This window comes from Eisenibacter elegans DSM 3317 (assembly GCF_000430505.1).
Taxonomy (GTDB): Bacteria; Bacteroidota; Bacteroidia; order Cytophagales; family Microscillaceae; genus Eisenibacter; species Eisenibacter elegans.
The window spans coordinates 147,171-161,198 of sequence record NZ_KE387154.1; the positions used below are offsets into that span (position 1 = coordinate 147,171).

9 protein-coding genes are annotated in these 14,028 nt (G+C 49.1%); 8 read left to right on the top strand and 1 reads right to left on the bottom strand.

Features of this window, described 5'->3' with window-relative positions; translation table 11 throughout:
- Positions 1-163: 163 nt before the first annotated feature.
- From alaS to htpG, 7 genes are all read left to right on the top strand, one after another.
- Positions 164-2,800, top strand: a complete 2,637-nt coding sequence (gene alaS, locus G499_RS0116575) for an alanine--tRNA ligase (protein ID WP_027000862.1) — start codon at positions 164-166, stop codon at positions 2,798-2,800.
- A gap of 174 nt (positions 2,801-2,974) precedes the next feature.
- Positions 2,975-4,546 carry a polyamine aminopropyltransferase gene (locus G499_RS0116580; RefSeq protein ID WP_027000863.1) on the top strand — a complete coding sequence of 524 codons (1,572 nt, stop codon included), beginning with the start codon at positions 2,975-2,977 and terminating at the stop codon, positions 4,544-4,546.
- Positions 4,547-4,679: 133 nt separating this feature from the next.
- Positions 4,680-6,824, top strand: coding sequence for a prolyl oligopeptidase family serine peptidase (locus tag G499_RS0116585; RefSeq protein WP_027000864.1), 2,145 nt, complete (start codon positions 4,680-4,682; stop codon positions 6,822-6,824).
- A 280-nt stretch (positions 6,825-7,104) separates the two neighbouring features.
- Positions 7,105-8,010 carry a class I SAM-dependent methyltransferase gene (locus G499_RS0116590; RefSeq protein ID WP_027000865.1) on the top strand — a complete coding sequence of 302 codons (906 nt, stop codon included), beginning with the start codon at positions 7,105-7,107 and terminating at the stop codon, positions 8,008-8,010.
- Position 8,011: 1 nt separating this feature from the next.
- Positions 8,012-8,392 carry a hypothetical protein gene (locus tag G499_RS0116595; protein WP_027000866.1) on the top strand — a complete coding sequence of 127 codons (381 nt, stop codon included), beginning with the start codon at positions 8,012-8,014 and terminating at the stop codon, positions 8,390-8,392.
- 70 nt (positions 8,393-8,462) lie between these two features.
- Positions 8,463-10,805: a T9SS type B sorting domain-containing protein gene (locus tag G499_RS0116600; RefSeq protein WP_027000867.1), complete on the top strand. Its 2,343-nt coding sequence runs from the start codon at positions 8,463-8,465 to the stop codon at positions 10,803-10,805.
- 176 nt (positions 10,806-10,981) lie between these two features.
- The gene (gene htpG / locus G499_RS0116605; RefSeq protein ID WP_035727938.1) at positions 10,982-12,802 is read left to right on the top strand and encodes a molecular chaperone HtpG; all 1,821 of its coding nucleotides are present in this window, start codon (positions 10,982-10,984) and stop codon (positions 12,800-12,802) included.
- A 171-nt stretch (positions 12,803-12,973) separates the two neighbouring features.
- On the opposite strand, the gene G499_RS0116610 is transcribed toward htpG, so the two are convergent.
- Positions 12,974-13,207, bottom strand: a complete 234-nt coding sequence (locus G499_RS0116610) for a hypothetical protein (RefSeq protein WP_027000869.1) — start codon at positions 13,205-13,207, stop codon at positions 12,974-12,976.
- A gap of 243 nt (positions 13,208-13,450) precedes the next feature.
- Here G499_RS0116610 and G499_RS21310 point away from each other — a divergent pair, with 243 nt between their 5' ends.
- Complete coding sequence (locus tag G499_RS21310) at positions 13,451-14,014, top strand: FHA domain-containing protein (RefSeq protein WP_081413862.1); 564 nt, start codon at positions 13,451-13,453, stop codon at positions 14,012-14,014.
- Positions 14,015-14,028 lie beyond the last annotated feature (14 nt).

The window sequence follows — 14,028 nt, forward strand, 5'->3', positions numbered from 1 at the left end:
GACATTCTCACAAATGGGTGTTACACACAGGAGGTTTGATGTTGATGTCGAACTGTACCATTTACCAGCCGCTTGGCTGCTTGGGTGAAATGTACTAAATTTGCCCTTCGGCAAATCAAAACACCTTTTTTGACCCTACGGCCTGATGGCCAGCCCATTTATGATGACTTCCCACGAAATCCGCCAAAAGTTTTTAGACTTTTTCCGAAGCAAGGAGCACCTCGTAGTGCCCTCTGCACCTATGGTTTTGAAGAACGACCCCACCCTGATGTTTACCAACTCCGGGATGGCGCAGTTCAAAGATTTTTTCTTGGGCAATGCACAGCCGCCCGCACCACGCATCGCCGACACCCAAAAATGTTTGCGTGTAACGGGCAAACACAACGACCTCGAAGACGTAGGCCACGATACCTACCACCATACCATGTTTGAGATGTTGGGCAACTGGTCGTTTGGCGACTACTTCAAGGCCGAAGCCATCGCCTGGTCTTGGGAGCTGCTTACAGAGGTGTACCAACTACCCAAAGACCGCCTCTACGCCACTGTTTTTGAGGGCGACCCTGCCGAAAATCTAGCCCCTGATACCGAAGCCCTAGCGCTTTGGAAAAAATACTTGCCCGAAGAACGCATCCTCTTTGGCAACAAAAAAGACAACTTCTGGGAAATGGGCGAAACAGGCCCTTGCGGCCCTTGCTCCGAAATTCATATCGACTTGCGCCCCGATAGCGAACGCGCTCAAAAGCCCGGGCGGGACCTTGTCAATCAAGATAATCCACTGGTTATCGAAATTTGGAACAATGTATTTATGCAATTTGAGCGGATGGCTGATAAGTCCTTACGCACCTTGCCCGCCCAGCACGTAGATACCGGCATGGGGTTTGAGCGCCTCTGTATGGCCATTCAGGGCAAGACTTCTAACTATGATACGGACGTTTTTCAGCCGCTTATCCAACACATCGCCCAACAGGCACAGGTACGGTATGGCCAAGACCACAAAACAGATGTGGCACTCCGTGTCGTTGCTGACCATATTCGCGCCGTAACTTTTGCCATTGCCGACGGGCAGTTGCCTTCTAACAATAAAGCCGGGTATGTTATCCACCGTATCTTGCGCCGCGCTGTACGCTATGGTTACTCATACTTAGGTTTCCGAGAGCCGTTTATGTGTGGCTTGGTAGCCCTTTTGGCCGAGCAGTTTGCCGAAGTTTTCCCCGAAGTCAGCGCACAACAGGAGTTTATCACCAATGTAGTACGAGAAGAAGAACAAGGCTTTTTGCGCACCCTCGAAAACGGCCTCAGCCTGCTCGACGAAGTGATGCAACAAACACCTGCCCAAGGCCAGTTAGCCGGTGAGGCAGTCTTCAAACTATATGATACCTTTGGCTTTCCTGCAGATTTGACAGCCTTGATTGCCAAGGAAAATAACTTCAGCATTGATGAAGCAGGCTTTGAAACAGCCATGCAAGCCCAAAAAGACCGCGCCCGCAATGCTCAAAGCAAAGAAACAGACGATTGGGTGGCGCTACAAACCAGCGATGCCGTCAACTTCGTAGGGTATGACTTGCTGGAGTGCCCAACCAATGTACTGCGCTACCGCAAGGTTACTGAAAAGAAGCGGACACTGTATCAGTTGGTCTTTGACCAAACACCTTTCTATGCAGAGTCGGGTGGCCAAGTGGGCGACAGCGGCGTGTTGATGCTCGATGCACAGACGGCCATCCAGATTGTAGATACCAAGAAAGAGAACGACCTCATCATCCACCTCACCGAGCGTGAAGATTTGCCCCAGCTATTGGCCAACAAAGGTAATAGCGGCATTGCCAAGGTCGATGTGGAGCGCCGTCGCCTGATTACGGCCAACCACTCCGCTACTCACCTCATGCACTCTGCCCTACGTGAGGTATTGGGTACGCACGTAGCCCAGAGAGGACAGCTGGTCAATGAAAAGGCTTTGCGCTTCGACTTTTCGCATTTTGCCAAAATCAGCGACGAAGAGCTTGCCCGCATTGAGCAGATAGTCAACCAAAAAATCAGGGCCAATATCCCGCTCGAAGAGCGCCGCAATGTACCCATCCAAACAGCCGTAGAAGAGCTAAAAGCCACGGCCTTGTTTGGGGAGAAATACGGAGACTTTGTACGGGTGATTACCTTCGATGAGGCGTTTTCACGCGAACTTTGCGGAGGCACACACGTGACCCACACCGGGCAGATAGGCTTTTTCAAGATTGTAGCCGAAAGCTCCTCTTCTGCCGGAGTACGACGCATAGAGGCCATCACCGCCGATACAGCTGAAGCACACCTACAAGCCCAAACCGAACTACTCGATGCACTGAAGGCCTTGCTCAAAAATCCAAAAGATTTGCAAAAAGCAGTTGCCGACCTTATAGACGATAACAAACGCCTGCAAAAGCAAGTAGAGCAACTGGCCTTGGCACAGGTACAAGGGCTCAAACAAAGCTTGCTCGAACAAATAGAAGCCAAGGGTGATATTCAGTTTTTGGCACAAAAAGTAGCCCTGCCCTCTGCCGACGCACTCAAACAACTGGCTTTTGACCTCAAGGCCAAGGTCGATAACCTGTTTGCTGTATTGGCAGCAGATATCGATGGCAAGCCACAAGTAGCCGTAATGATTGCCGACAACCTAGTCAAAGAAAAAGGCTTGCATGCCGGAAACTTGGTCAAAGAATTGGCCAAGGAAATTCAAGGCGGCGGCGGCGGCCAACCCTTCTTCGCCACTGCCGGGGGGAAAGACCTTGGTGGCTTAGACAAGGTCGTAGCCAAGGCCAAGACGCTAGTCTGAGGCAAATAACTATCAATAGAACGCTGACAACAAACCTGAACAATCCCCTGATTATCAAAAAATAACTAGGGGATTTTTTCTACCCACTGACTGCTGCCGTTTGTGTGTTGGGTTCTTTGGAGAGGAATCAAAAGGAATTGATTACTTTTGCCTTCCCTTATTATTACAATACCTATGACTGTCGAAACCCTCACCCGCAAGCGCAAATCCCTTATCCTGAAAGTGGCTCTTTTTGCCACCGGCCTATCCGGCATTGTAGCAGAATATATCCTGTCTACCTTGGCGAGTTATTTTTTGGGAGACTCTGTATTCCAGTGGACGATGATTGTGTCCTTGATGCTGTTTTCGATGGGTTTGGGCAGCCGTATCACAAGCTGGTTCAAAGGTTATCTGCTAGAAATATTCATCGGAATCGAGTTCTTACTTTCTATCTTGGTATCTTTTTCAGCGATGATTGTGTATATCGCTGCCGGATATACTACTTATGGAGGCTTTTTTATCTATGGCCTGTGTATGTTGATAGGGCTATTGATAGGGCTGGAAATTCCCTTGGTTACGCGTTTGAATGAGGCATACCAAGACCTAAGGCTCAATATTGCCTCTGTGATGGAAAAAGACTATTACGGCAGCCTGTTGGGAGGGGTATTTTTTGCCTTTGTAGGCTTGCCCTACCTAGGCTTGACCTATACCCCTTTTGTGTTGGGAGGAGTTAACTTTGGCGTAGCAATCTTGCTCTTCTGGCGGCTGAAAAACTTGGTTGTTCCACAATACCAACGGACTCTGACCGTGGCGGCCTTCTTGACGGGGGTATCTTTGTTGGCAGGAGCTATCTTTACTGACCCGATTATCCAGTTTGCCGAACAACAAAAATACAAGGACAAGGTGGTATTTGCGGCACAATCCAAATACCAAAAAATAGTCATCACACAATGGCAAAACGACTATTGGCTTTACCTCAACGGCAAACAACAATTTTGTACGATTGACGAAGCGATGTATCACGAGCCTTTGGTACACCCAGCTATGCAGCTTTTTGGCCAAGCACGCGAGATTTTAGTCTTGGGCGGAGGTGATGGCTGCGCAGTCAGGGAGTTGCTCAAATATCCTTCTGTAGAAAAAATCACTTTGGTAGACCTAGACCCCCTGATGACCAATTTGGCCAAGACACAGCCCGTCCTGCTCTCCGTGAATGACAGCTCTTTTTTCGACCCACGGGTGCATATTGTTACACAAGATGCTTTTAAGTTTATGGCTGATAATCAGGCATATTATGATGTGATTATCAGCGACTTGCCAGACCCTAACAGCGTAGAAATCAACCGGCTCTATACCCGTGAGATGTATCAGATGTGTTACCGCTATCTGCGTCCTAATGGTGTGATGATTACACAAGCAGGCAGCCCCTATTTTGCCACCAAGGCTTTTGAGTGCATTTATCAGACACTCAGCGATGCGGGCTTTCAGGCTGTCCGTATGCACAATCAAATCATTACTTTTGGTGAATGGGGATGGGTTCTAGGGGTCAAAAATGAGGCTATCACCCCAGAACAAGTCAAACAACGTCTTCGCAGCTTACCGATGGATGCCGTTCCGACACGTTGGATTAACCAAGAGGGAGTACAGCTTATCACCTCCTTTGGAAAAACCAGCTTTTTTGTGTCGCCAGAAGAGAAAATCGGTATCAATGCTATACACAACCCCATACTGTACCGCTATTATCTCAAAGGCAATTGGACTTTGTATTAGGCTATTTCTGTCTATAGCTACTTGCTGTCTGTGGCCATAAAGCCGCCCAAAGTACTAAGCTACAGGAAAATGTGTATCTTTGTTTGCCCTGCTTCTTGCGGCGGCTCCCTTTCTTACCTTATTAAACAGTACAATGAAAAAATACACCCTTTTGGCCTGTATGCTTTGGGGTACGGGCATTTTCGGAACGCTTATGGCTCAACAAACTACTCCGCTGAACTACCCCAAAACAGCCAAGGTAGACCAAAAAGACGACTATTTCGGCACTATCGTAGCCGACCCCTACCGCTGGCTCGAAGTCTCAGACTCTAGCGCCGTAGCCGATTGGGTAACGGCTCAAAATGAGGTTACTTTCGGATACTTAGAACAGATTCCTTTCCGCCAAGCGCTACGCGACCGCCTAGAGCAAGTCTGGAACTATGAGCGCTATTCTGCTCCTTATCGCCGTGGTGAGTACCTTTATTTCTACAAAAATGATGGCCTCCAAAACCAGTCGGTGCTCTATCGTCAAAAAGGCGATAACGGTACGCCTGAAGTATTTTTTGACCCCAACAAGCTCTCTACCGACGGTACTTCGTCGTTGGGAGGCACTTCGTTCTCCAAAGACAACCGCTACTTTGCTTACAGTGTGTCTAAGGGTGGCTCCGACTGGCGCGAAGTTTATATCATCGACACTCAGACAGGCAAGAAACTCGCCGACCACATCCAGTGGAGCAAGTTCTCGGGTATCTCTTGGTACAAAGACGGCTTTTTCTACAGCCGCTATGATGCTCCCGCCGAAGGCAAACTGCTCGAAGCCAAAAACGAATACCACAAAGTATACTATCACCGCTTAGGGGAAGCGCAAAGCGAAGACCAGCTTATCTTCGAAAATCGCGACAAGCCTTTGCGCAACTTTGGTGCTGGAGTGTCTGAAGACGAACGATTCTTGTTTATCTATGCCTCTGAAGGCACCTCTGGCCGCGAAATTTATGTCAAAGACCTCTCCAAAGGCTCTCAAGAGCAACAAGAGTGGACGACCCTCGTCAGCGGATTCAACACCGAAACAGGTATTGTAGGCACTATTGGCGACAAAATCCTGCTGCTGACCAACTACAAAGCGCCCAAATACCGCTTGGTGGCTACTGACCTGAGCAAAACCTCTGCCGACGCTTGGGAGACCATCATCCCCGAAACAGCACAGGTGCTTGATGGCGTATCGCATGTAGGTGGCCGTCTGATTGCCAGCTACCTCAAAGATGCCAGCACTCAGGTAGTCGTTTTTGACGAAAAAGGCCAAAAGCTACATGAGGTCAAGTTGCCGGCCATTGGTACTGCCGGTGGTTTTGGTGGCCGTCAGGAAGACAAAGAGGTGTTTTATACCTTTACATCTTTTACCTACCCGCCGACCATCTACCGCTACGATATCGAGCGCAATGTCTCTACACTGTACCGCCAAACCAAACTCGACTTCAACCCCGAAGACTATGAGACTACCGAGACCTTCTACAAAAGCAAGGATGGCACACCGGTACACCTCTTCATCGTCCACAAAAAAGGGCTAAAGCGCAATGGTCAGAACCCTACCTACCTCTATGGCTACGGAGGGTTTAACATCAGCCTCACACCTTCGTTCAACACAGCCTTGATTCCCTTCCTCGAAAGCGGCGGCATATATGCCTTGGCCAACCTACGCGGTGGTGCTGAATATGGTGAGGAATGGCACAAAGGAGGGATGTTGCTCAACAAACAAAATGTGTTTGACGACTTTATTGCCGCAGGCGAATACCTCATCAGCAAGAAGTACACTTCGTCTCAGCACCTAGCCATTGCGGGTGGCTCCAATGGCGGCCTATTGGTAGGGGCTTGTATGACCCAGCGCCCCGACCTCTTCAAAGTAGCGCTACCTGCCGTAGGTGTACTGGATATGTTGCGCTTCCATAAGTTTACCATTGGCTGGGCTTGGGTAGTAGAGTACGGCTCTAGTGAGCGTAGCAAAGAAGAATTTGCCAACCTCTACCGCTACTCACCCCTACACAACCTCAAACCCGGAGTACAGTATCCGGCGACGCTTATCAAAACTGCCGACCACGATGACCGTGTAGTGCCGGCACACTCCTTTAAGTTTGCCGCTACCCTCCAAGAGGCTCATAAAGGCGCAAACCCTGTGCTGATTCGTATTGATGCCAAAGCCGGACATGGAGCAGGCAAGCCTACCTCTAAAATCTTAGATGAGTGGGCCGACACTTGGGCTTTTGTTTTCTACAATATGGGGATTACCCCGCGTATCAAGCAATAAGGCTGCTTGGTTTTAAGACCTGAAATGATGGTCATACATTGCCCTAGTGATTGGTTTGTTTGCCAACTGCTAGGGCAGTGCTTTTGTATTGTCCCCAAACAACATTGGCCTGGGGAATGATGAAAGCCCTAGTACAGAGCTTTTTTTATGCAGTCCTAACAGCCCGATGTCTAGTAAAATCATTCAACTTCAACCCATAAAAACCCGTATACATTTTGTTGCGCCTGTATATTTGCGCTAACTTTGAAGCACTTTTCAACACCTAAAGAATGCTTGTGCGATGACTGCCGCTACGCTCGAATATGTCAAAGCCTGCCCTGTTTGCCAACATCCCCAATATGATGCTTTCTTGCCTTGCCGTGACCACACCGTAAGCCAAGAGTATTTTCATATTGTACGATGCCAACAGTGTGGGTTCAAATTTACCAACCCTCGCCCCAATGAGGCCCAAATTTCCTCTTATTACCAAGGAGAGGCCTATATCTCCCATAGCGATACCCGCAAGGGGCTGCTCAATCGGGTATACCATGTGGCGCGGCGTTATGCCTTGCGCCAGAAAGAACGCCTAGCAGCTAAATATGCCCAAGGGCAAAAAACCTTGCTCGATGTGGGTACTGGCACAGGCTATTTTTTGCATACCTGCCTACACAAAGGCTGGAACGCAGCCGCAACCGAACCCGACCCACAAGCCCGCCAACAGGCACTGCGGCGTAGCTGCCAAACGCCGGTCTTTGTAGATGTGTTTGACCCTTGTCTGCAAGACAAACGTTATCAAATCATTACGCTTTGGCACGTACTCGAACATATTCACTCCCTTGACGCAACTCTTGAGCGCCTAAAACAGTTATTAGACAAGGAAGGAAGTCTGATTGTGGCAGTACCCAATGCCAGTTCTTTTGATGCCCGCTGGTTTGGCGCTAGCTGGGCTGCCTACGATGTACCACGACATCTATACCATTTTGAACCCGCCCAAATGCAAACTCTGCTCCAAAAACACGGCCTGCAAATTGTAGCTCAAAAACCAATGTGGCTCGATGCGTTCTATATCAGTTTGCTCAGCACCCGCTACCAAGGCGGACGTACACGACCCCTGATGGCTTTTTTCATTGGGTTGTGGTCTAATTGGGTCGGATGGCGACAAAAAGGCAATACTTCTAGCCTGATTTACATCATCAAACATCAGTAATATGCACACGCTCAAAAATTTGGCAGTTGTTGGTATCTGTTTGCTGGCCACAGCCTGCGTCTCTCCTAAGGAATTTGCTGCTCTCAAACAGTCTCTTGCAGAGACCCAAGCCAAGGTATATGCCAAGGATGAGCAGGCGTTTGTTTATATTGATGAGCGCCTCAAGGCTGTAGAACAACAGCTGCAAAGCTATCAGGCCGAAACCAAGGAGTCTATCAAAAACTTAGAGCACTTTTATAAGGGTGTGGAAAGCTCTCGCGGCTCTATGACTTCTATCCTGTACCGCCTTGATGTGGTAGAACAGCAAGTACGCCAAGTAGGTGGCAACATCCCTGTGGAGAAAAAAGAAAACATCGGTAAAGACAAGAAAAACGCCTACTGAGCCTTGTTTTATCATTGTTTTTTGTGGCTCTGAGCCATTATACTAATCATTCAGCTTGATGTTACGGGCTATGAAAAAAAATATACCGACAGTGCCGGGCTATTTTGTATTACCTCTCTGGCTTTTACTTGGTGGGCTATGGTTGCCCCTGAATAGCGCCGCCCAGGGCTTGGCAGGGCAGGAGTTTTGGGTAGCTTTTTTAAACAACGACAGCCCTACCGTACAGCTCCAGCTCAGTATTGCCACCGGCGCCCAGCCGGCAATGGTGCAAGTAGAGATGCCTGCCAACGCGGGGTTTGCTCCTCAAACATTGAGTATTCCGGCCAACAGCCAACGCATACTCACCCTTGATGCGGCGCAAGTCTTGTCAAGCAATAGCGAAATAGTCGAAAACCTTGGTATTTTGGTCAGTGCCTCTGCGCCCATTACGGTATTTGCAGGCAATACTTCGGGCAACAGCGGCGATCAGGCTGCTGTGTTGCCGCTAGAAGCCTTGGGGCAGACGGCAGAGTACTATCTCGTAAGTCATACGGGTACAGGAGCGGGCGTATCAGAAGCGGTGATTGTCGCCCTAGAAGATGCCAGTGAGGTCATCATTACGCCCAAGACCATCACCAGTAGCGGCAGGGCAGTCAATGATACCCTCCGCCTTACGCTCAACCGTGGGCAGGCGCTTCGCCTTCAAGGCGATGGCAGCAATGACCTCAGCGGTAGTATTGTAGAATCGTGTAAGCCCTTGGCTGTTTTTAGCGGCGTAGGAACGACATCTGTCCCAGCAGCCTGCTTGCAGCGCAGCCATCTTTTTGCCCAAATGCTCCCTGCGCCCCTTTGGGGCAATCGTTATTTTGCGCCACCTTTGCCCGCAGCCGATGCAGAGTATACACTCAAATTTGTGGCAGCCGAAGACAACACAGTCTTTTTGGTGGATAGCACTGAGACCTTTAGCCTAAACCGTGGGCAAGCTGCCGAAAGACGCTACCGCAAAGGCGTGTGTGTGTCGAGCAGTGTGCCTGCTTCGGTTACGTTATTGCTCCAAAGCAATGATTGTAACCTCAGCGGCGATGGTGCTCCGGCAATGCAGCCACTCAACCACGCCCTTACAGGCACACGCAATGCTTTTTTTGCAGCCCTTCCGCAAAACAGCCTCACAGAACGCTTCGTAACCCTAGTGTTTGATCGTAGGGGCGTAAACCTGCCCCCACCCATTGTTTTGCTCAACGGACAGGTCATCAACCCCAACTTGACCGCCTTTGCCCCTTCCAACGACTATGCCTTTGCCCGTATCAGCCTAGCGCTCAGCGATACGGCTTTTGTATTGGAGGCTAACGCTAATTTTCACGCTTACCTAAGCGGTACGGGCCCTTCGGACGGTTTTTTGACGCTAGGAGGCACCAGCTTCAGCACACAACAGGCTGGCATCAGCGTAGGTCAGGCCTGCCCCCAAATCAGCACCACCCTCGCCGGGCGTGGGCGCAATATCGTTCGTTGGGATTGGGATTTTGGTGATGGTACTCGCCTGACCCAAAACACCGCCCCGCAGTCATTGGTCAATGTCAATAAAACCTATGCCGCCGGAAGCTATACCATACGGCTCATTCAGACCAATAGCGCCGGTTGTGTGGACACCGTCAGCACCGAGGTAGTGGTAGCCAACCCTGCCACACAAATCCAAAGCCCTGTCAGCTTGTGTAATAACCAGCCTGCCGTCATTGATGCAGGAGAATTCGACAGCTACCGGTGGTCTACTGGCGAAACTACACGCAGCATTACCGTCGGCCAGCCGGGCAATTATAGCGTAACGGTAACCATAGGCGCTTGTAGCAGTACAACCCCCTTTGTCGTACAGTTTGGCCAAAGACCCGAGGCCCGTATCGAAAGCACCCCGTCTATCCCCAGCCTGACCCGCCAAAACCAACGCATTGCCTATATCTGCCCCGAACGCAACGAGGTATTCACCTTTAGCCCAGCTCCGGTACAAGGATTGTCCGTGAGTGCGCTCTGGATACGCCCCGATAGCAGTACCCTTAATGGCAGCCAATTGGCTGTACGCGAGCCGGGCTTGTATCAGCTGGTACTCACAGGCAACAACGGCTGTACCGATACCACTCAAATTCAGTTGGTAGCCCTTTGTGAAACTGACCTACAAGTGCCGACGGCCTTTACCCCCAACGGCGACGGCCTCAATGATGTACTGGAGTTTTTTGGTGAAGGCATCTCCGACCTACGCCTGAGTATTGTCAACCGCTGGGGCGAAACTGTGTTTAGTACCAATGATCTCAACCAAACTTGGGACGGTACCTATCTGGGACAAAATGCGCAAGCAGGGTTGTATACCTGGAAAGCCACTTATAAAAGTGCTTTTTTCCCGGGGCAAACGCTGCAAAAATTTGGCAAAGTAACCCTCATCCGCTAAGCTTGTTGCCCTTATAACAAGCCCAACTCCCCCTTGATACCTGATATGTATTTTGGAAACCTATTGGTATGCATTCAAAAACTGTCAAATTGGCAGTTTTCTGCTTAATGGAATGCCTTTTGGTAATAAGAGCATAGCCAAAGACCCATATTTTTACCCTCAAACACTTGAAGACTATGCAAGAGAAAGGCACTATCTCCGTCAATACCGAAAACATTTTTCCCATCATCAAGAAGTTTCTCTACTCTGACCAAGAAATCTTCTTGCGCGAACTAGTCTCCAACGCAATGGATGCTACTCAGAAGCTCAAAGGCTTGGCCTCTTTGGGAGAGTATAAAGGGGAGCTAGGGGAGCTGAAAGTACGCGTAAGCCTCAATGCCGAAGCCAAAACCATCACCATCAGCGACAATGGCCTTGGGATGACCGCCGAGGAGATTAAGAAATACATCAATCAGGTAGCGTTTTCGGGTGCAACAGAGTTTGTAGAAAAGTATCAGGGCAAGACCGAAGCCGGTCAAATCATCGGACATTTTGGCTTGGGCTTCTACTCTGCGTTTATGGTGGCCGAAAAAGTACGCATTGTTACCCAATCATACCAAGAGGGAACCGAAGCCGCTCAATGGGAATGTGATGGCAGCACGAGTTTCGAAATCAGCCCCGCCGTCAAAGCAGAACGTGGCACAGATGTAATTCTACACATTGCCGAAGATGCACAGGAATTCTTAGACCAATACAAGCTCAAGAGTATCTTACAGAAATATGGTAAGTTCCTACCTATCCCGCTTTATTTCGAAGAAGAGCAAATCAACAATACTGCCCCCCTCTGGACCAAAACACCCACAGATCTCAAAGACGAAGACTATCTCAATTTTTATAAGGAACTTTATCCCTTCAGCGAGGAGCCGTTGTTCTGGATACACCTCAATGTTGATTATCCCTTCAACCTGACGGGCATCTTGTATTTCCCCAAAATCAAGAGCAACCTAGACCTCAACCGTGAGAAAATTCAGCTTTACTCGCGCCAAGTCTTTATCACAGATGAGGTAAAAGACATCGTGCCTGAGTTTTTGCAGCTGATGCACGGCATCATCGACTCTCCCGATATTCCGCTCAATGTGTCGCGCAGCTACCTACAGGCTGACAGTAACGTCAAAAAAATCAACAACTACATCACCCGCAAGGTAGCCGACAAGCTCTCTGAGCTGTTTAGAGAAGACCGCAAGGCTTTTGAAGAAAAGTGGCAAAGCATCGGGTTGTTTGTCAAGTATGGTATCATTACAGAGGAGAAGTTTTTTGACAAGGCCAAAAACTTTACGCTTGTGCGCAACACAGAAGAGAAACTATTCACCCTTGACGAATACCGCGAGCACGTTCAAGCCACCCAAACCGACAAAAACGAGCAGTTGGTTTGGCTCTACAGTAGTGATGCTGGCAAACAAAGTACCTATATCGCCTCGGCCAAGCGCAAGGGCTACGATGTGTTGTTGCTCAACGATGCTTTTATAGACAACCACTTTGTGAGCGCTTTGGAAGGCAAACTTGAGAAAACCAGCCTCAAGCGTGTCGATGCTGATACCGTCGATAAGCTCATAGAGCAGGATACTAAGCTCGAAAGCGTCCTCTCAGAGGCTGAAAGTACCAAACTTCAGGAGCTGTATGCCAAGGTGCTCAACAATAAGCAGCTCAAAATCAGCGTAGAGGCCATGCCCACTGATGAACTGCCGGTAGTCATCACCCTACCCGAGTTTATGCGCCGTATGCAAGAAATGGCTGCCGCACAGGGTATGGGGGGAATGATGGGCCAAATGCCACCAGCATATCAGGTGGCAATCAATGGTAATCACCCGCTAAACCAAAGTATTTTGGCCGCTACCGACGAAGCCCAACAACAACAATGGATCAAACAAGCCTATGACTTGGCGTTGCTTTCCCAAGGCCAACTCAGTGGCGAAGCGCTACAAGCCTTTATTGAGCGCAGTGTTGGTATGATACAATAGCCCTCACCAATGGCTCTCAAAGGAGCTTGGTGAAAATATTTGCCAAGCCAGTCTTCATTGGGTATAGCTTGAGCAGTTGATGTACTAAAGCTCATTGTGCAACAAACAACTCAAATAGCCTTGTTATCAATTTGAAAGCCTCCGAAGCTGATACTGCTTTCGGAGGCTTGTTTAGTTTTTGCGGGTAGTTTTGGGGCTGTCGTCATGCCAGCGGTCAACCAAAATATCTTCAAAAGCCCCCCCGGGGGGTAAGTCTATCACAGGCAGGCCGCTATCGCCGGGCGTACCCCCATCATCGCCCCCATTGGGAGGCAAATCACTCCCGCGAAAAGTCCGTACCATCAACCATGCCACTAGACTCAAACTCAGCGTAAATACGAACAAATAAACAATCATCAACATCATACAATCAATTGGATTTGCGCTTGGGGGGATTAATGCTTTTTTAACTGCATTTTCTACGCATTAGTTGCGACATTAGCCAAATATAATTATTTCTAATGGGATTTCCCTAACTTTTTATTGTGTTTTTGAGTATTAATACCTGTTTGTGAGTAGAAAAACAGCATACCAAGGTATATAGCTGTCTTTTGAGGGTTTTTTCGTACTTTTACGTGATTTGTACCGCTTTAATCGATAAAAATCTTTATGAGCGATTTTACGCTATGCGAAAACGGGCATTACTTCCCCAACACGATGGAGAAGTGCCCCTACTGCCCCCACAACAACGAGGAAGGGTATGAGGAGGATGAACTTGATTTTGAAGAAGGCAACTCTTTGGCTCATACACAAATCTTTGGCGAAGCACCAGAGCTAGACCTTGGGCGTACGCAAATCTTTACGCACGAACACAGCCCTATGCCTACCGGCAGTGCCAGCCCAAGCACAGGCGGCGAGCGCCCCAACGGACGTAAGTTGGTAGGGTGGTTGGTGTCGTTTACTTTGGATCCCAACGGGGTGGATTTCAAGCTCTACGAAGGACGCAACATCATTGGCAAAGATCAGGCCTGCGATATTGTCATTGGGCAAGACCCAGCCATCTCGGGCAAACATCTGACGATTTTGTACCGTATGGGCTACTTTAAGTTCAAGGATGAGTTTTCGACCAATGGCACTTTTATCAATGATGTATTTGAGGAAGAAGGCAACCTACAAGATGGCGACCTCATCAAAATCGGAGAAACCATACTCAAATTCAGAACCATCGCCTAGTCTCCCAACCTAGC